Source organism: Cupriavidus necator, from assembly GCF_013141915.1.
GTDB classification, from domain to species: domain Bacteria; phylum Pseudomonadota; class Gammaproteobacteria; order Burkholderiales; family Burkholderiaceae; genus Cupriavidus; species Cupriavidus necator_B.
In genome coordinates, this window is sequence record NZ_SROX01000012.1 from 80,369 (window position 1) to 96,176 (window position 15,808).

Annotated in this window: 17 protein-coding genes; 6 read left to right on the top strand and 11 right to left on the bottom strand. The window is 67.6% G+C overall.

Annotation, left to right across the window (positions count from 1 at the left end; all coding sequences use genetic code 11):
- Window positions 1–10: 10 nt before the first annotated feature.
- The 9 genes from E5S69_RS20990 to E5S69_RS21030 form a co-directional block, all read right to left on the bottom strand.
- The gene (locus E5S69_RS20990; RefSeq protein ID WP_171516554.1) at window positions 11–736 is read right to left on the bottom strand and encodes a hypothetical protein; all 726 of its coding nucleotides are present in this window, start codon (window positions 734–736) and stop codon (window positions 11–13) included.
- A 3-nt stretch (window positions 737–739) separates the two neighbouring features.
- A complete protein-coding gene (locus E5S69_RS20995; protein WP_171516555.1) occupies window positions 740–1,915 on the bottom strand; it encodes a glutathionylspermidine synthase family protein in 1,176 nt (391 codons plus the stop codon).
- On the bottom strand, window positions 1,915–3,309 hold the full coding sequence (locus E5S69_RS21000; RefSeq protein WP_171516556.1) for a saccharopine dehydrogenase NADP-binding domain-containing protein: 1,395 nt from the start codon (window positions 3,307–3,309) through the stop codon (window positions 1,915–1,917). Before E5S69_RS21000 ends, E5S69_RS20995 begins: the two co-directional genes overlap by 1 nt.
- A 181-nt stretch (window positions 3,310–3,490) precedes the next feature.
- Complete coding sequence (hutG, locus tag E5S69_RS21005; RefSeq protein ID WP_171516557.1) at window positions 3,491–4,441, bottom strand: formimidoylglutamase; 951 nt, start codon at window positions 4,439–4,441, stop codon at window positions 3,491–3,493.
- Window positions 4,438–5,199: an amino acid ABC transporter ATP-binding protein gene (locus tag E5S69_RS21010; protein WP_171516558.1), complete on the bottom strand. Its 762-nt coding sequence runs from the start codon at window positions 5,197–5,199 to the stop codon at window positions 4,438–4,440. Before E5S69_RS21010 ends, hutG begins: the two co-directional genes overlap by 4 nt.
- Window positions 5,196–5,864, bottom strand: coding sequence for an amino acid ABC transporter permease (locus E5S69_RS21015; RefSeq protein WP_171516559.1), 669 nt, complete (start codon window positions 5,862–5,864; stop codon window positions 5,196–5,198). The genes E5S69_RS21010 and E5S69_RS21015 overlap by 4 nt, the downstream gene beginning before the upstream one ends.
- A gap of 18 nt (window positions 5,865–5,882) precedes the next feature.
- The gene (locus E5S69_RS21020; RefSeq protein ID WP_171516560.1) at window positions 5,883–6,638 is read right to left on the bottom strand and encodes a glutamine ABC transporter substrate-binding protein; all 756 of its coding nucleotides are present in this window, start codon (window positions 6,636–6,638) and stop codon (window positions 5,883–5,885) included.
- A 79-nt stretch (window positions 6,639–6,717) separates the two neighbouring features.
- The gene (locus E5S69_RS21025) at window positions 6,718–7,512 is read right to left on the bottom strand and encodes an IclR family transcriptional regulator (protein ID WP_171516561.1); all 795 of its coding nucleotides are present in this window, start codon (window positions 7,510–7,512) and stop codon (window positions 6,718–6,720) included.
- A gap of 133 nt (window positions 7,513–7,645) precedes the next feature.
- On the bottom strand, window positions 7,646–8,305 hold the full coding sequence (locus E5S69_RS21030) for a methyltransferase family protein (RefSeq protein ID WP_171516562.1): 660 nt from the start codon (window positions 8,303–8,305) through the stop codon (window positions 7,646–7,648).
- A 141-nt stretch (window positions 8,306–8,446) separates the two neighbouring features.
- On the opposite strand from E5S69_RS21030, the gene E5S69_RS21035 reads away from it, so the two are divergent.
- Complete coding sequence (locus tag E5S69_RS21035) at window positions 8,447–8,773, top strand: nucleotide pyrophosphohydrolase (RefSeq protein ID WP_171516563.1); 327 nt, start codon at window positions 8,447–8,449, stop codon at window positions 8,771–8,773.
- Window positions 8,774–8,790: 17 nt separating this feature from the next.
- On the opposite strand, the gene E5S69_RS21040 is transcribed toward E5S69_RS21035, so the two are convergent.
- Both E5S69_RS21040 and E5S69_RS21045 read right to left on the bottom strand, forming a co-directional pair.
- Window positions 8,791–9,312, bottom strand: a complete 522-nt coding sequence (locus tag E5S69_RS21040; protein WP_171516564.1) for a DUF2938 domain-containing protein — start codon at window positions 9,310–9,312, stop codon at window positions 8,791–8,793.
- Entirely contained in the window at window positions 9,302–10,198 is an 897-nt protein-coding gene (locus E5S69_RS21045) for a class I SAM-dependent methyltransferase (protein WP_171516565.1), read from the bottom strand. Before E5S69_RS21045 ends, E5S69_RS21040 begins: the two co-directional genes overlap by 11 nt.
- Before the next feature lie 64 nt (window positions 10,199–10,262).
- On the opposite strand from E5S69_RS21045, the gene E5S69_RS21050 reads away from it, so the two are divergent.
- From E5S69_RS21050 to E5S69_RS21070, 5 genes are all read left to right on the top strand, one after another.
- Window positions 10,263–10,706 (top strand): MerR family transcriptional regulator, encoded by a 444-nt coding sequence (locus tag E5S69_RS21050; protein ID WP_171516566.1) that lies wholly within the window; start codon window positions 10,263–10,265, stop codon window positions 10,704–10,706.
- 753 nt (window positions 10,707–11,459) lie between these two features.
- Window positions 11,460–12,662 (top strand): DUF4382 domain-containing protein, encoded by a 1,203-nt coding sequence (locus E5S69_RS21055; protein ID WP_171516567.1) that lies wholly within the window; start codon window positions 11,460–11,462, stop codon window positions 12,660–12,662.
- Between the two features lie 142 nt (window positions 12,663–12,804).
- On the top strand, window positions 12,805–13,725 hold the full coding sequence (locus E5S69_RS21060) for a DUF72 domain-containing protein (protein ID WP_171516568.1): 921 nt from the start codon (window positions 12,805–12,807) through the stop codon (window positions 13,723–13,725).
- Between the two features lie 22 nt (window positions 13,726–13,747).
- Complete coding sequence (gene dbpA / locus E5S69_RS21065; protein WP_171516569.1) at window positions 13,748–15,157, top strand: ATP-dependent RNA helicase DbpA; 1,410 nt, start codon at window positions 13,748–13,750, stop codon at window positions 15,155–15,157.
- A gap of 157 nt (window positions 15,158–15,314) precedes the next feature.
- Window positions 15,315–15,755, top strand: a complete 441-nt coding sequence (locus tag E5S69_RS21070; protein ID WP_116335791.1) for a CBS domain-containing protein — start codon at window positions 15,315–15,317, stop codon at window positions 15,753–15,755.
- The last annotated feature ends 53 nt before the right edge of the window (window positions 15,756–15,808 follow it).

Consider the following 15,808-nt stretch of genomic DNA (forward strand, 5'->3'; position numbering starts at 1 on the left):
CACGCAGCATTCAGCCGCCGCCGGAGCGACCGGAGCCGCCGAAGCGGCTGGTGAAGCCGCCGCGCGACACCACCGGTGCGCGCGACACGGCCGCCGAGCGCATCGTCAGGCCCATGGAGCGCCCGCCGCTGAGCGAGCTGCGGCGCACGGTGGCTTCTTCCACCATCGCGGCGCGTGGGGTGGCGTTGGTGAATGACTGCGTAGGCGTGCCGTTGCGGTCGTAGGCGTGCATCGGGCGCAGCGGGCCGGATGACAGATCGCGCTGGGTCTGGGTGCCGTTGGGGTGGTAGACGGTGCCGCTGGCGGTGTAGTACGGGCCGTACCAGCGCGCGTAGTACGCGCTGCTGCTGTGCGTGGTGCCGGAGCCGCCGACGGCTTCACTGGCGGGGGCGTTGAGGCTGAAGCTATAGATGGTGCTGGGGTCGTCGAGCGGGACACTCTCGCAGTCGTTGGGCGTGTTCCAGTCGGCCTCGCAGTCTTGCAGCGTGGCGTAGCTGGCGCGGCGCACGGTCACGCCGGGATCGTCGTCGGCGTCGTCGCTGCAGGAGCCGAGGACGGCGACGCCGGCGACCACGGCGCACGCGCCGACGATCCACAGCGCGGGCGAGCCGCCCTGCTTCTTCTGCTCGGCCTGGTAAGCGGCGATGCGCGGCGACGCGCCGCCGGAGCCGCCACTGCCGGGCAGGTACGGGCTGCCGTACCTGGAGCGTTTGGTGCCCTTCTTCTTGTTGGCCATGGCTTACGCGTGGGTGAAATAGTGGGGGACGAAGAAGCTGGTGTTCTTGGCGATGGGTCCGGATTCTTCGCGTACGCACAGGCCGCTGGGCACGTCGTCGACGATCCAGACGCCGAGCGTGGTGTAGCGGCCGTCAAAGCGCCGCGCCGGTTCGTAGGCCTGGTAGATGAAGCCTTCCTCGCCATACTCGCCGGGGTTGTGGACCTGGTCGCCTTCGGGCGTGATCAGCGTCACGCTTTCGCCTTCGCGCGACAGGAAGGGCTTCTTCGCGTGCGGCCGGCCGGCGAACTGGCCCGGGTCGAAGCTGGCTTCGATCAGGTTGGGGTGTCCCGGGAACAGTTCCCACAGGATCGGCAGGATGGCCTTGTTGGACAGCACCGCCTTCCACGGCGGCTCGACCCAGCGCACGGGGCTGTGCGCGAGCTGGTCGCGGTAGTCGGAGCTGGCCATCCATTCCCACGGGTAGAGCTTGAACACGACTTCCATCGGCACGTTGTCGGCGTCGTAGAAGTTGCCGCGGCCGTCGGTGCCGATGTCTTGCAGGTCGACCAGCTTGACCGACCAGCCGGCCTGCAGCGCGGTGTCCATCAGGTACTCGGTGTTGCAGATGTCTTCCTGGCTGTCGAACATGCACGCCAGGTGCAGCAGGCTGGCGTTGCGGTAGTGGTCGCGCAGCCATTGCCAGCGCGCGACCAGTGCGTCGTGCAGGCTGTTGAACTGGTCGGCCTGCGGTTGCACGGCGTCTTTCCAGTACCACTGGGCGACGGCGGATTCGATCAGCGAGGTGGGGGTGTCGGCGTTGAACTCGTATAGCTTCGGCACGCCGTGCGCGTCCAGCGTCATGTCGAAGCGGCCGAACAGCGTGGGCTCGTCGCGGTCCCACGAGGTGCGGATAAGTTGCGCGAAATCCTCGTCGATGGCCAGGCGCGCGAACAGGTCGTGGTCGATGACGTGCTGCACGGCTTCCAGGGAGCGCTGGTTCAGGTCATACGCGGCGGCATAGAGTGTTTCCACCTCGTGCTTGGAGAAGGCATAGGCGGCGTCTTCGCGCCAATAGAAAAAGGTGTTGTCGTCGACTCCGCGCGGGACGTTGAACTCGTCCAGCGAATGGAAGTGGAAGCCCACCTTCTCGAGTTCGCGCGGCCAGTTGCGGCGCGGGGTTTGCGGGATGCGTTGCATCAGCAGGCAAGGGTCAGGAGAGCGGGATCGGGCCGGACCTTGGGGTCGTCCAGCAGGAAGTCGATGAAGGCGAGCGACGCGGCGCCGGGCCGCGGCAGCCAGTCGGTGAACTGCACGCTCAGCGGCGCCCACCAGTGCGCGGCATCGGCCAGCACGGGGCGGAAATCGAGCGCATCGGATTCCACCACGCCGCGCGTCGGGTTGGCCAGCATCCATTGCATGCCGGCGACCAGGCTCGATGCCACCTGCAGGCTGGTGGCGGTGTTGTAGGGCGCCAGCGAGCGTGCGCGCTGCACCGACAGGCGCGAGCCATGCCAGACCGCGCCGTGCCGGCCGCTCATCAGCAGCACGCCAAGCTCGTCTTCGCCGCACTGGATCTCGTCGCGCAGGATGCGTTCGCCGCGCACGCGCGGGGCGGCGCGGTCGTCCAGCCATTGCATCGACGCTTGCGTGGCGGCGGTGGGGCGGTAGGCGTAGTAGACGGTGGGGCGATACGGCGGCTCGCCGGCGCTGGTGTCGGTCAGGTACTCGGCGATCGAGATCGATTCGTTGTGCGTGATCAGGTAGGCGTCGAAGGGGCCATGCACCGGCGACCACGACCGCACGCGTGTGCGGTGACCTGGCCGGTCCAGCGCGATGGCCGCGCCGCTGCCGTAGTCGTGGCGGTAGCCATCGGGCGGCAACTGCGGCTCATGGCTGCCCCAGCCGAGTTCGGCATCCTGCAGGCATTCGGTGATAAAGCCTTCGGCGGACCAGGTGTTGGCGAACTCGCCGTCGCGGGGGTAGCCGGGGGCTTGCTGGCTGTCGTACTCGGCCACCTGTACGACGCGTACGTCCAGCATGCGGGCCAGCGCGGCCCACCCGGTGCGATCGCGGGGCTCCGGCCGATGCATCCCCGCCTTGCCGGCCAGGGCCATCAGCGCGGCCTTGACCAGCACCGAAACCAGTCCGGGATTGGCGCCATGCGCCACCAGCGCGGTCGGCAGGGTCTCACGGCCGCGGGCGAAGGCCAGCATCTCGTGGCGCAGCGCGTAATTGCTCAGGTGCGAGGCCTGCGCATCGGCTTCATAGTCCCAGGGTTCGATGCCGGCGTCGACATAGAAGGCGCCACGCGCCTGCGCCAGCGCGATCAGGTCGCGGCTGCAGACGGACGGGGCGAGGTTCAGCAGGAAGGCGCCGGGCCGCAGCAGCGGGTCCAGCGTGGTTCTGAAATTGGCTGCCGTGACGGTGGCCCGGATGGCGTGCAGCCCGTGCCGGGTGACAAGCGCCTGGCGAGCGTTGTCCAGCACGCGGTCGACCACGGTGATCGCGGCCCGCGGCCAGGCTCGCTCCAGCAGCGGCAGCACGGCCTGGCCGATGCAGCCAAAACCGACGATAACGATGTGTTCGATCACGCAGACCCTTCCGCCCGTAATACGGCAAGGTGGTCCGCGGGCGCGGCAACGGCCGCGCCGGCGCAGGACTGCCCTCGCCTGGCTTTATCAATTCTGATCAGAATCGCCAAATATAGCGAAGGGCAATACTATCGCCGCGCGCGGCGGCTGCCAACTGCCGGAAGGGTATGCGGCCTGGCGGTCAGCGCAACAGGCGCCAGGCCAGCCGGGCCGCCACGCGCGCGCCCTGGTGGTCGCGGTCGTACTGCGGGTTGTACTCCGCGAGGTCGGCGACGCGCAGCTTGCCGCTGCGGCGGACCAGCCGGGCGACTTCTTCCACCACGGGCAACGGCACGCCGTAGGCGGCGGGCGCCGACACGCCCGGCATCACGGCGCCGGGCAGCGCGTCCAGGTCGATGGTCAGGTACACATGGTCGGCGGCATCGATGCGGGCTGACAGCTCCGCCAGCCGCGCGGCGAGGTCGCGTTCCTGCATGTCGACGTCTTCGACGTAGCAGACACCCAGCGCCTCGGCGCGGCTGAACAGCGCCGGCGTATTGCTGAGGCGGCTGACCCCCAGGCAGACATAGTCGAACGGCTGGCCGCGCTCGGCGCAGGCGTTGGCGATCTGGTCGAAGGGCGTGCCGGAGCTGGCCGGCCGGCTGGTGCGCAGGTCGAAGTGGGCGTCGATATTGATGATCAGCACGCGCCCGCCATCATCCTGCGCATCCAGGTGCGCGCGCAGGCCCTGCCACGTGCCCCACGCCACTTCATGGCCGCCGCCGAGCACCAGCGGAACGCCGCCGCGGGCCAGTACCGCGCGCACGGTGTCCGCCAGCGCCTGCTGCGCCGATTCGAGGTCGCCGGCGTCGCAGTCGACATTGCCGGCGTCGTGCAGCACCGGCAGGCCGTGCGCCGGCACGTTGGCCAGCGCCTGGCGGATGGCGTCGGGGCCCTGGGCGGCGCCGGGGCGGCCCTGGTTGCGCAGCACACCGGCATCGCAGCGGAAGCCGAGCAATACGGGCGCGTTGCCCAGCGGCGTGGCCTCCGAGGTGTCCAGCGCCTGCACGATGCGGAACAGCCGCGTGGTGTCGCCTTGCTCGCCGTGGTCGACACGGCCTCGCCACGGGTTCTGTGTCACTGCCATCCTCATGCCCGCGTCAGTACCGCCTGCAGGAAGCCGCGCGTGCGTTCCTGCGTCGGCGCGGAGAAGATGACCGATGGCGGCCCCGCTTCGATGATGCCGCCGCCATCCATGACCACCACCACATCGGCCACCTCGCGGGCAAAGCCCATTTCATGGGTGACCACGACCATGGTCATGCCTTCGGCCGCCAGCACCTTCATCACCTGCAGCACTTCGCCCACCAGCTCCGGGTCCAGTGCGGAGGTGGGCTCGTCGAACAGCATCACGCGCGGTTCCATGGCCAGCGCGCGGGCAATCGCCACGCGCTGCTTCTGGCCGCCGGACAGGCTCGCCGGCATGGCATGCGCCTTGTGCGCCAGGCCGACTTTCTCGAGCAGGCCCATCGCCTTGCGCTCGGCGTCATCGCGAGACACGCCGCGCAGCATACGCGGCCCGACCGTGACGTTGTGCAGCACCGACAGGTGCGGGAACAGGTTGAACGACTGGAACACCATGCCCACTTCGGTGCGCAGCTGGTTCAGCTCATGCTCCCCGATCAGCTGGCCGTCGGTCACCAGGCGCTTGCCAACGATGTCGATGGTGCCGGCTTCGGGCTGTTCCAGGCCGTTGCAGCAGCGCAGGAAGGTGCTCTTGCCCGAGCCGCTGGGGCCGATCACCACGACCACCTGCGACGGCTGCACATCGAAATCGATGCCCCGCAGCACCGTGTGGCTGCCGAACGATTTGCCCAGGTTGCGGATCCGGATGATTGCGGAATCGCTCATTGCACCATGCCTCCCATGCGCAGCCGTTGTTCGGCGCGGCGCAGGATCAGCCCGGCCGCGCTTGTCAGGATCAGGTAAACCAGCGCGATCGCCAGGTAGACCTCCAGCGAGCGGTACGACACGCTGATGATCTTCTGGCCCTCGTGCATCAGGTCGGCAATGGTCAGCAGCGACACCAGCGCCGAGTTCTTGATCAGCGCGATGAACTCGTTGCCCAGCGGCGGAATCATGCGCACGATCGCCTGTGGCAGGATGATCGCGCGCATGGCCTGGCCGGACGACATGCCAATCGAGCGCGCGGCTTCCAGCTGGCCCTTGTCGACCGACTGGATCGCGCCGCGCACGATTTCCGAGACATAGGCGCCGGAATAGATGCCCAGCCCGATCACGCCGCACACGAACGCCGGCAGCAGGATGTTGAACTGCGGCAGCCCGAAGAACAGCAGGAACAGCTGCACCAGCAGCGGCGTGCCGCGGATGAAGGTCACATAGGCGGTGCAGAGGCTGTAGATCACGCGGCGCTTGGGGTCCAGCCGGCCGATGCCGACCAGCAGCCCCATCACGCAGCCCAGCACCAGCGCGCACGCCGTCACCTCCACGGTGATGACGGCGCCGTGCAGGATGTCAGGCCACCCGGCAAAGACGGGAGAAAAATCCAGTTCCATGATGTCGGTCCGCGTGGCTTACTTGGCGGCGCTGCCGAACCACTTCTGGGTCAGCTTGGCGTACGTGCCATCGGCCTTGACCTTGGCCAGCGCGGCGTTCAGCGCGCGGGTCAGCTCGGGCGTGTCCTTGCGCACGGCCATGCCGTATTCCTCGGTGGTCAGGGGCTGCGCCACCATGCGCAGGCCGCCGCGGGTCTTGACGTACTGCATCGCCGCCGGCTTGCCGGTTACGGCGGCGTCGGCACGGCCGATCTCGACCAGGTTGAACATTTCCTGGTTCTTCTCCACTTCCACGCGCTGCACTTGCGGATAGGTGTCGCGCAGGAAGCTGACCGACTTGGTTCCCACCTGCACGCTGACCTTCTTGCCGTTCAGGTCTTCCGGCTTGTTGATGGCGGTGTTGCCGCTCTTGACCAGCGCCACCAGGCCGCCGGTGTAGTACGGCTCGGTAAAGTCCACCACCTTGCGGCGCTCCGGGGTGATGTAGATGCCGGACACCGCCATGTCGAAGCGGCGCGACACCAGGCCCGGGATCAGGCCCTTGAAGTCGATGTCGGTCCATTCCACCTGCTTGCCCATGGTCTTGGCCATGGCCTCGACCAGCTCCACGTCAAAGCCGGTGCGCTTGCCGTTCTCGATGAATTCCATCGGCGGGAAAGTGGCGTCCGTGGCCACGCGCAGCACATTGCTGTCCTGCGCGTGCGCGGCGGCGCCGAAGGTCAGTGCGGCCACGGCCGAGAGGCCGGCGATCAGGCATTTGCGACGAAGGTTCATGGAGGTCTCCTTTTTTCCGGGAACGGGATATCTGCCGTCGCGCGGGCTGCGGACGGCGGCGGTAACGATGGCTCGGGTTTCAGTAAGACTGCAGCCGCGCGGAAATCCGCATGGCTGCGGCCACGGTCATGTCGATGAGCGCGCTTTCGCGCCCTTGCCGGCGCGAGGCCGGCACCATCAGCGTGATGGCGCCCAGCGCTTCGGCCTTGGCACGCCGCGAGAACAGCGGGGCGCTGACGCCCCACACGCCGGGATCCACTTCGCCTTCGCTGATGGCATAGCCGGTGTCGCGAATCGCAGCGAGTTCCGCCAGCAGTCGTTCAGCTTCGGCCGGCTCGCACTGCGCGCGGACCACGCGTTCGCGCGCGTCGTCGCGCATGAAGGCCAGCAGCGACTTGGCCGACGCGCCCGCGCGCAGCGGCACGCCGCGCCCTTTCTCGAACGAGCAGCGCAGCGACTGGCGGCTCTCCACCATCTCCAGGCACACCGCGTGGTCCTTGACCGCGACCACCAGGCCGACGCTTTCATCGGACTGCTGCGCCAGCAGGCGCATATCGGGCAAGGCTTCGCGGGCGAGGTGCGAGGCCATGTCGAAGCCCAGCGCCAGCTGCAGGCTGATCGGGCCCGGCGCGTATTCGCCGTCGGACTCGAGCACGAAGCCCCAGCGCTTGAGCAGCATCAGCTGCCGATAGAGCGTGCTTTTGGGCAGGCCGGTCCTGGCCACCAGTTCGCGCACCGTGATCGGCGCGCCGTGCTGTGCCAGCGCGGCCAGCACGAACAGCACGCGATCAGCCCCGCCGGCGGGCTGGGCAGATTCGGGAGCCATGGGAGCGGCAGTCGCGGGGACGATGGTGGGGTCGACAGCATTCAACATGGGGCCCAAGAATAGGACCGGATTCCCGGAAATCAAAACTGCCAGTCCCGGAAAATGGGAATGCATGCCTAGGGATAACCCTTGGTGATCGGCAGATTTATCGTGCAGGTGGACGGCGCGCCGCTTCGTCGCGTCAATAGATACCCGGCAGCATCCGCCACGTCCTGTCGCAGTACGACGCGTACGCGTCGCCAAACTGGTCGCGCAGCAGCGCCTCTTCGGCCCGGATGCGCGCCAGCAGTGGCGGCACCATCAGCAGCGTCAGCGCCACGCCCATGCCGGAGCGAAAGGCCAGTACCCATCCCAGCGAACTGATCAGGAAGCCGAGGTAGCTGGGGTGCCGGATGACGCCGTAAATGCCCGTGGTGACCAGCGTGTGGCCGGGCTGGATCGCCACCAGGCCGCTGAAGCGCCGCCCCAGCACAAACACCGGCCACAGCCGCAGCACGCCGCCGCCGGCGAACAGCGCGACGCCGATCCAGCGCATGGGGTCGCCGTCGATGGTCCATACGTCGAGGCGGTCGGTAACGGCGGGCAGGTACGCTGCCAGCAGACCCAGCACGCCGAACACGGCCAGCACCCAGCGGTTGCCGCGGTCCTCGCGCATGCCGCTGCTGACGTTGCCGCCGGAAAAGAGGGCGGCGCCGGCCAGGGCAAACAGGACCAGCGACAGCGCCACGCGCGCCGGGTGCGCGAAGAAGGGCGCGATGCCGCCCCAGCCGGCGATGGCGATGGCCAGGTAGGCGATCGTGCCGGCCAGCGTGGCGAGCGCCATGCCAGGATTCGGGCGCATGAAAACCTCCGTTGCGACGGTGGATGCACAAGCGAAGGGTAAGCCTGGGGCAGCCAGGATGTCGAGGGCGGGCAGGTCATGCTTAAATCTGCGTTTCGCGTCCGTTGGATCCCGCGCGCGGCAAGACACTATCGCCATACCATGACATCCCTGATCGATATCAAGAACTTGCAGCAAGCCGCCCATGCGTTTGGCGAAGCCCGCCACTGGGGCAAGTACCACAGCCCCAAGAACCTTGCGATGGCACTGAGCGTGGAGGTGTCCGAACTGGTCGAAATCTTCCAGTGGCAGACCGAGGACGAATCGCGCGCCATCATGTCCACGTCCAAGCGCGAGCATGTGGAGCAGGAGCTGGCGGATATCACGATCTATCTTGCGCAACTGGCCACGGCGCTCGGCGTAGACCTGGACGCGGCGGTGCGGGCGAAGATGGAGATGAATGCGAGGAAGTATCCGGTGCCGGAATGAGCGTTTAGGGGATGTGCTCACGCCAATGGCCAGCCTTGTTCGGTCACCAGCCGCAGCACCCAACCCGCCCCATACAACCCCACCCCGAACACCGCATGCGTCACCAGACTATGCATCCGCGCCACCAAGGGCCGTGGCGTGCGACTGGCCGCGATACCGGCACCCATCGCCGGCTGCATCACCAGGAATGGCGCGGTGACGCTGCCGATGCCGACCATCAGGGCCGGTGCCAGCGTCGGATGGCGTGCCCAGTCCAGGCCCCATAACGCCAGCAATATTCCCGCGAACGCGATGCCCGTCAGGTAATGGGCGACCCAGCCGATGGCCTGCTCGCCGCGCACCGCTGGCGTGGCGGCGATGGGGTGATGGCGGAAACGTCCGCGCGGCAGCCAGGCGAGCCAGCGGCCGACCAGGCCATAGTTCAAGGCGGGCACGCCGAGCAGCCGTTTGCGCAGGATGGCCCAGCCATCCATGACCAGCGTGGCGCCGGTGCCGACCACGGTGGCATGGAGCAGCATTGCGGTGGTGCTATCCGGCATGGTTTGCGTTGTGGCCATCGGGCGAAGTGGCCGCGGTCGCGCGGGCCGTGATGGTCCAGCATGCGGCGGTGTAGCGCACGGTGTCGCCATGCACGTAGGGCGCGAATGCGGCGCGCACGGTGTCGATAACCCGATCGCGCGTGGGGGCGTCGGCGCCTTGCAGCGCCAGCCCCACGGGACCGAGGCGGGACAGGTAGCCGCCCAGGGCGGGCTCCGGCAGCGTGCAGGTCACGTCGGTCGGGCGGATGTCGATATCGCTCCAGCCGCTCGCCTGCAGGATCGACAGCACGCGCTCGCGGTCGCCAAAGGCGAATTGTCCCGGCGCACCTGGCTGCCGCGCCGGCAGTTTTGGCAGCAGCGGTGCGGCGGCCCGCTCGGCGGTGGTCATGAAGGGGTTGTCGGCGGCACTGCGCCAGGCGATGCAGTGCAGCGTGGCGTCGGACGTCGCAGCCCGGCGCAGGTTGGCGAAGGCGCGCACCGGGTCGTTGAAGAACATCACGCCCAGGCGCGACACGATCATGTCGAAGCTTGCCGCGGCGAAGGCGTGCTCCTGCGCATCGGCATGGACAAAGGTTGCGTTGGCGCCCTCGCGCTGCGCGCGTGCGCGTGCGGCGGCGAGCATCGGCGCGGAAATGTCGATGCCGGTGCAGCGGCCCTGCGCACCCACTCGCCGTGCCAGCGCCAGCGTGGTGCTGCCCGTGCCGCAGCCGACATCGAGGATGCGCTGCGGCCGGTTCCGGGCCACGGCTTCGACCAGCAGTGCCTCCAAGGGCCGCAGCATGTCGTCCAGCAGTCCCTGGTGCTCGACCCACGCATGCCCGGATGCGCCGTTCCACAGTGCGGCCTGTTCGCCGCCATTGCCGCTGGTTTGCCGTTGTTCGCCCATGGTCGTATCCCCTTGCTGGTTGGAAGCTACACTGTGCCAGTTCAAGTCGACTTGAGGTCAAGCGGTGCAAAGCCTGGATATTGCGGAAGTGGCCCGGCAGGCCGGCGTGCCGGCCTCGACGCTGCGCTACTACGAGGAAAAGGGGCTGATCGCGTCGATCGGCCGGCGCGGGATGCGGCGCGTGTTCGACGCGGGCGTGCTGGAGCGGCTGGCGCTGATCGCGCTGGGGCGGGCCGCCGGCTTCTCGCTTGACGACATTGCGCAGATGTTCTCGCCGCAGGGCCGCCCGCGCATCGACCGGCAGAGGCTGGCCGCCAGGGCGGACGAGCTGGACCGGACCATCCGCAAGCTCACGGCGATGCGGGATGGGCTGCGGCACGCGGCGGCTTGCCCGGCGCCCAGCCATATGGAATGCCCGACCTTCCGGCGTATCGTGCAGGCGGCGGCGACCGGGGCGATTGGCGGCCGGCGCGAACGCACAGCCGCGCCTCCGTCCAGATCGCGATGACGGCTCGGGATATCAGTCCAGCCTGAACTCCCGACCGCCCCCGCAAGGCTGCCGGCCTGCGCCTGCAGTGTCGCTGCCGCCGTGGTTGACTGCTCCACCAGCGCCGCGCTCTGCGCCACGTCGTCGTTGCCGGTGGCGGCGGCGCTCGGTCGGGTCGCCGTCGCCGGAGCCGACCGCATCCATGGCGTCGCGACCGCGTCGACGTAAGGCCGCGCGCGGATGGTAGGGAACATCAACGGGAATCCTTCGTAAGGAATCGTTTGGGCGTTTGCAGCGGTCTGCAGCGTGGCATTTCCACCCCAATGTCTACGGTAGCGCGGTCAGCCGTTTTGGGCGATGTGATCGATATCGCGCGCGATACGAAGGCTTTGACAAAACAATCGGGGAAATCGTGAGTAAGCCGGCGCTTTGCTGGCGGCGCGCAGGCATTGCGGACCCGCACGTCTGGCAAATGGGGCGCGGGCTGGTGCGGTTTGCCGCAGCACGCCAATGCAGCGCAATAAGCCGCGCGCTGCGGCGCAACGGCAGCCCCGAATGGCCGGCGGCGGCGCAAGGGGGCGAACGCAGCAGAAGTCGTGCGGCGTTGCGTGGAAACCCCGGCGGCATGCCTGTTGCTGGTTACGGCACAAGCATGACCGGACATGCAGACAATGCGGGGACTTTTTCACAACGTATTACAAAGATTTACAACGATTATGCGAACCGCAACATATGCTCCGATCACCCCACAAACAACAATGCGGAGAAACTACCGTGTCAGTCCTTTCTAATACTTCTGCGCCGTTGCGTCTGCTGGCCCTCAGTGGAGTGCTTGCGCTGGCTGCCTGCGGCGGCGGTGGTGGCGATGATGACGCCGGACGGGGCACGCTTCAGGTCTCGATGACCGATGCGCCGGCCTGCGGTTTCAACAATGTCTTCGTCACCGTCAACAAGGTGCGCGTGCACAGCAGCGCCAGCGCTGATACGACGGCCGCGGGCTGGGTCGATATCGACGTCGTGCCCGCACGCAAGATCGACCTGCTGTCGCTGACCAACGGCGTGATGACGGTGCTGGGCCAGACCGCGCTGCCGGCTGGCAACTACCAGCAGGTACGCCTGGTGCTGGATGCCAACCGCGGCAGCGGCGCGTCGGCGCTGGCGAATTCCGTGGTGCCGGTCGGCGGCGCCGAGCAGGCGCTCGATACGCCGAGCGCGGTGCAGTCCGGCATCAAGATCAACCGTCCGTTCACCGTGGCGCGCGACACGCTGACCGACCTGGTGCTGGACTTCGACGCATGCAAGTCGGTGGTGACGCGTGGCAATGGCACCTATGGCCTGAAGCCGGTAGTGACCGCAATCCCGACGACCGTCAGCGGCGAAGTGAACGGCGTGGTGGCCGCGGCGCCGGGGGCGCGCGTCTATGCCGAGCGCAATGGCGTGGTGGTGAAGTCGACCGTGGCGGATGCCAACGGCAGCTTCCGGCTGTCGCCGATCGAGCAAAGCAGCACGGCCGGGCCGGTCGACGTGGTGGTGGTGCCGGGTGCGGCCAACGCCAAGGCGGCGGGCATCGTGCGCGGCGTGCCGGTGGTGGTGGGCACGCCTACGGCGATCTCGACCGCCGCGGCGCCGATGACGCTGCCGGCATCGACCTATCGCCGCGTCTCGGGCGTGGTGGCGCCGGCTTCGGCCGAGGCCACGCTGCGCGCGCTGCAACTGGTCAGCGGCGGTACCTTTGAAATCGCCGCGACCGCGGCGGCCAGCGATACCGGCGCCTACAGCCTGTTTGCGGCCGAACCCGCGCTGCCGGTGGCCGCGCCGGTAATCGGCACCTATCAGGCCGCGCTGCCGATCCCGCTGTCGCCGGACGGCGCCGCGGCCGGCAAGTACAGCATCCAGGCCACCAGCATCACCGGTGCCGCGCAGACGCAGCCCGCGGACGTCAACATCGCGGACGCGCTGCTCAATTTCTCGTTCTGAACCCGGGGGATCGGGGAGCGGGCCGGAAGGGGGCGTTTGCCCTCTTCCGGTTTTTTCATGGGCGATCGGTTTAGGCGCGCCGTCACCCGCCTGGCTCGGATTCCCGCTAGACTGCCAGTCTCGCGATTCGGGAGACCGCGCCATGCCAGCACGCCCCGCGGCGAAGGCCGCATCCATGCCTGCAGTACCCGCAGGGCCCGCGTCCAAAGCATCGACCGCGCCATCGCGCAAGGCCGCCACGCCGGCCGGGCTGGTGCGCGTGGGCATCGGCGGCTGGAATTACGCGCCGTGGCGCGACAATTTCTATCCCGCGAAATTGCCGCAATCGCGCGAGCTGGCCTACGCCAGCCGCCACCTCAGCGCGATCGAAATCAACAGCACCTATCACGGCACGCAGAAGCGCACCTCATTCGCCAAGTGGCGCGACGAAACCCCCGATGACTTTGTCTTTGCGGTAAAGGCCTCGCGCTTTGCCACCAACCGCCGCGTGCTGGCGGAGTCAGGCGACTCGATCGCGCGCTTTGTCGACAGCGGCATTGCCGAACTGGGCCGCAAGCTGGGGCCGGTGGTGTGGCAGTTCGCCCCGACCAAGCAGTTCGATGCGGAAGACTTCGAGGCCTTCCTGCAATTGCTGCCGGATTCGGTGGAAGGCGTAAGGCTGCGCCATGTGCTGGAGGTGCGCCACCCCAGCTTCCGTTCGCCGGATTACCTGAAGCTCGCCCGCAAGTACAAGGCCGCCACGGTCTTTACGGATTCGCATAAATTCCCGTCGATGCCGGACCTGACCGCCGATTTCGTCTACGCCCGACTGATGGAAAGCAGCGAGAAGCTGAAGACCGGCTATGGTCCGAAGGCGCTCGACCAATGGGCCGAACGCGCGCAGTCGTGGGCGCGAGGCGCGCAGCCGGACGACTTGCCGATGCTCGAAGACCGCAAGCCCGCTGCACGCAAGCGCGAGGTCTTTATCTTCTTCATCAACGGTGCCAAGGAACGCGCCCCGGCCGCCGCGCAGGCGTTGCTGGAGCGGCTGGGCTGGACGCCGCCCGCCGATGCGGATGCCTGACGCCGGATCGCTATAATCGCGCATGAACTCGACCCCCGCCCAGCCGCAAGCCGGCACCGCTTTCTCCGCCCTGCCGTTGTCGCCCGCCATGCTCGCCACGCTGGCGCAGCTCGGCTATGACGAAATGACGCCGATCCAGGCGGCCAGCCTGCCGATCACACTGGCGGGCCAGGACCTGGTGGCGCAGGCCAAGACCGGCAGTGGCAAGACCGCGGCGTTCGGGCTGGCGCTGCTGCACCGGCTCGATCCGCGCCGCTTCGACGTGCAGGCCATGGTGCTGTGCCCCACGCGCGAGCTGGCCGACCAGGTTACGCAGGAAATCCGCCGCCTGGCGCGTGCCGAAGAGAACATCAAGGTGCTGACGCTATGCGGCGGCGCGCCGATGCGCCCGCAGGTCGACAGCCTGATCCACGGCGCGCATATCGTGGTCGGCACGCCGGGCCGCATCCTGGACCACATCGATCGCGGCAGCCTGGACCTGTCCGGCATCAGCACGCTGGTGCTGGACGAGGCCGACCGCATGCTTGACATGGGTTTCTTCGACGATATCGCCTATGTGGCCAGCCGTTGCCCCAAGGAGCGCCAGACCCTGCTGTTTTCCGCGACCTACCCGCCCGGCATCGACAAGCTCAGCCACCGCTTCCTGCGCCAGCCAAAGTCGCTGAAGCTGGAGGCCACGCACGACAACAGCACCATCCGCCAGCGCTTCTATGAAGTGGAGGAAGGCGAGCGCCTGAATGCGGTGGGGCGGCTGCTGGACCACTTCCGGCCGGCCAGCACGCTGGCCTTCTGCAATACCAAGGCGCGCTGCCGCGACCTGGTGGAACTGCTGCGCGCGCAGGGCTACCAGGCGCTGGCGCTGCACGGCGAACTGGAGCAGCGCGAGCGCGACCAGGTGCTGGTTCAGTTTGCCAACCGCAGCTGCTCGGTGCTGGTAGCCACCGACGTGGCCGCGCGCGGGCTCGATATCGCCCAGCTGGAGGCGGTGATCAATGTCGAGATCACCCCCGACCCGGAAGTCCATGTGCACCGTATTGGCCGCACCGGGCGCGCCGACCAGGAGGGCTGGGCCTTCAGCCTGGTCAGCATGGACGAGATGGGACGCGTGGGCAACCTGGAGCAGCACCACGGCGGCGAGTTCGAATGGCATCCGCTGGCGGAGTTGACGCCGGCCAGCACGGACCGCCTGCTGCCGCCGATGGTGACGCTGCAGATGCTGGGCGGCCGCAAGGAGAAGATTCGCCCCGGCGACATCCTCGGCGCGCTGACCGGCGAGGCCGGCTTTGCCAAGGAGCAGATCGGCAAGATCAACGTGTTGGACATGTCGACCTATATCGCCGTGGAACGCAGCATCGCGCGCGAGGCGGTGAAGCGGCTCAATGCCGGCAAGGTCAAGGGCAAGAAGGTGAAAGTGCGGCTGCTGGCGGAGTAAGTCGCCAACCGCCAGTAATGGGTGCGCCACACACCTTGCTTACAAAGATTAGCGTAAGTCACCCTGTAAGCCGGCGCATTCCTTTGCTACTCTGGTTCCATTGGCAACAAGCCAGGTAGCGCCAGCCGCATGTTTCTAGACGGAAGAGGAGTTGGTGATGAAAACCGCACGCCAGGTTCTGGAGTCCAAGCCGAGTCAGGCCATCTACAGTATTCCCCCCACGGCGACCGTTTACGCCGCGCTGCAGCTGATGGCCGAGAAAGGTATCGGTGCGCTGCTGGTGATCGAGCATGGCGAAATCAAGGGCATCCTCAGCGAGCGCGACTACGCGCGCAAGGTGATCCTGATGCAGCGCACCTCGCGCGAGACGCTGGTGCGCGACATCATGACCAACGCCGTCATCTACGTCAGCGCCAACCAGACCACTGACGAATGCATGGCGCTGATGACCCGGCACCGGCTGCGCCACCTGCCGGTGATGCAGGGTGACGAACTGATCGGCATGCTGTCGATCGGCGACCTGGTCAAGGACATCATTTCCGAACAGCAGTTCATCATCGAGCAGCTGGAGCATTACATCACCGGCGGCGGACATTAGCGTTTCATGGGTCGCTGCCCGGCCCTGATGGCGAAGGCAGCGGCTGCCGCGGG

Excerpts from the sequence above, each read along its gene's own strand:
- E5S69_RS20990 (WP_171516554.1), bottom strand. The coding sequence starts at position 736 with ATGGCCAACAAGAAGAAGGGCACCAAACGCTCCAGGTACGGCAGCCCG.
- E5S69_RS21070 (WP_116335791.1), top strand. The coding sequence starts at position 15,315 with ATGAAAACCGCACGCCAGGTTCTGGAGTCCAAGCCGAGTCAGGCCATC.
- hutG (WP_171516557.1), bottom strand. The coding sequence starts at position 4,441 with ATGAGGATGGCAGTGACACAGAACCCGTGGCGAGGCCGTGTCGACCAC.
- E5S69_RS21040 (WP_171516564.1), bottom strand. The coding sequence starts at position 9,312 with ATGCCGGATAGCACCACCGCAATGCTGCTCCATGCCACCGTGGTCGGC.
- E5S69_RS21060 (WP_171516568.1), top strand. The coding sequence starts at position 12,805 with ATGCCAGCACGCCCCGCGGCGAAGGCCGCATCCATGCCTGCAGTACCC.
- dbpA (WP_171516569.1), top strand. The coding sequence starts at position 13,748 with ATGAACTCGACCCCCGCCCAGCCGCAAGCCGGCACCGCTTTCTCCGCC.
- E5S69_RS21015 (WP_171516559.1), bottom strand. The coding sequence starts at position 5,864 with ATGGAACTGGATTTTTCTCCCGTCTTTGCCGGGTGGCCTGACATCCTG.
- E5S69_RS21020 (WP_171516560.1), bottom strand. The coding sequence starts at position 6,638 with ATGAACCTTCGTCGCAAATGCCTGATCGCCGGCCTCTCGGCCGTGGCC.
- E5S69_RS21035 (WP_171516563.1), top strand. The coding sequence starts at position 8,447 with ATGACATCCCTGATCGATATCAAGAACTTGCAGCAAGCCGCCCATGCG.
- E5S69_RS21030 (WP_171516562.1), bottom strand. The coding sequence starts at position 8,305 with ATGCGCCCGAATCCTGGCATGGCGCTCGCCACGCTGGCCGGCACGATC.
- E5S69_RS21025 (WP_171516561.1), bottom strand. The coding sequence starts at position 7,512 with ATGTTGAATGCTGTCGACCCCACCATCGTCCCCGCGACTGCCGCTCCC.
- E5S69_RS21010 (WP_171516558.1), bottom strand. The coding sequence starts at position 5,199 with ATGAGCGATTCCGCAATCATCCGGATCCGCAACCTGGGCAAATCGTTC.
- E5S69_RS21045 (WP_171516565.1), bottom strand. The coding sequence starts at position 10,198 with ATGGGCGAACAACGGCAAACCAGCGGCAATGGCGGCGAACAGGCCGCA.
- E5S69_RS20995 (WP_171516555.1), bottom strand. The coding sequence starts at position 1,915 with ATGCAACGCATCCCGCAAACCCCGCGCCGCAACTGGCCGCGCGAACTC.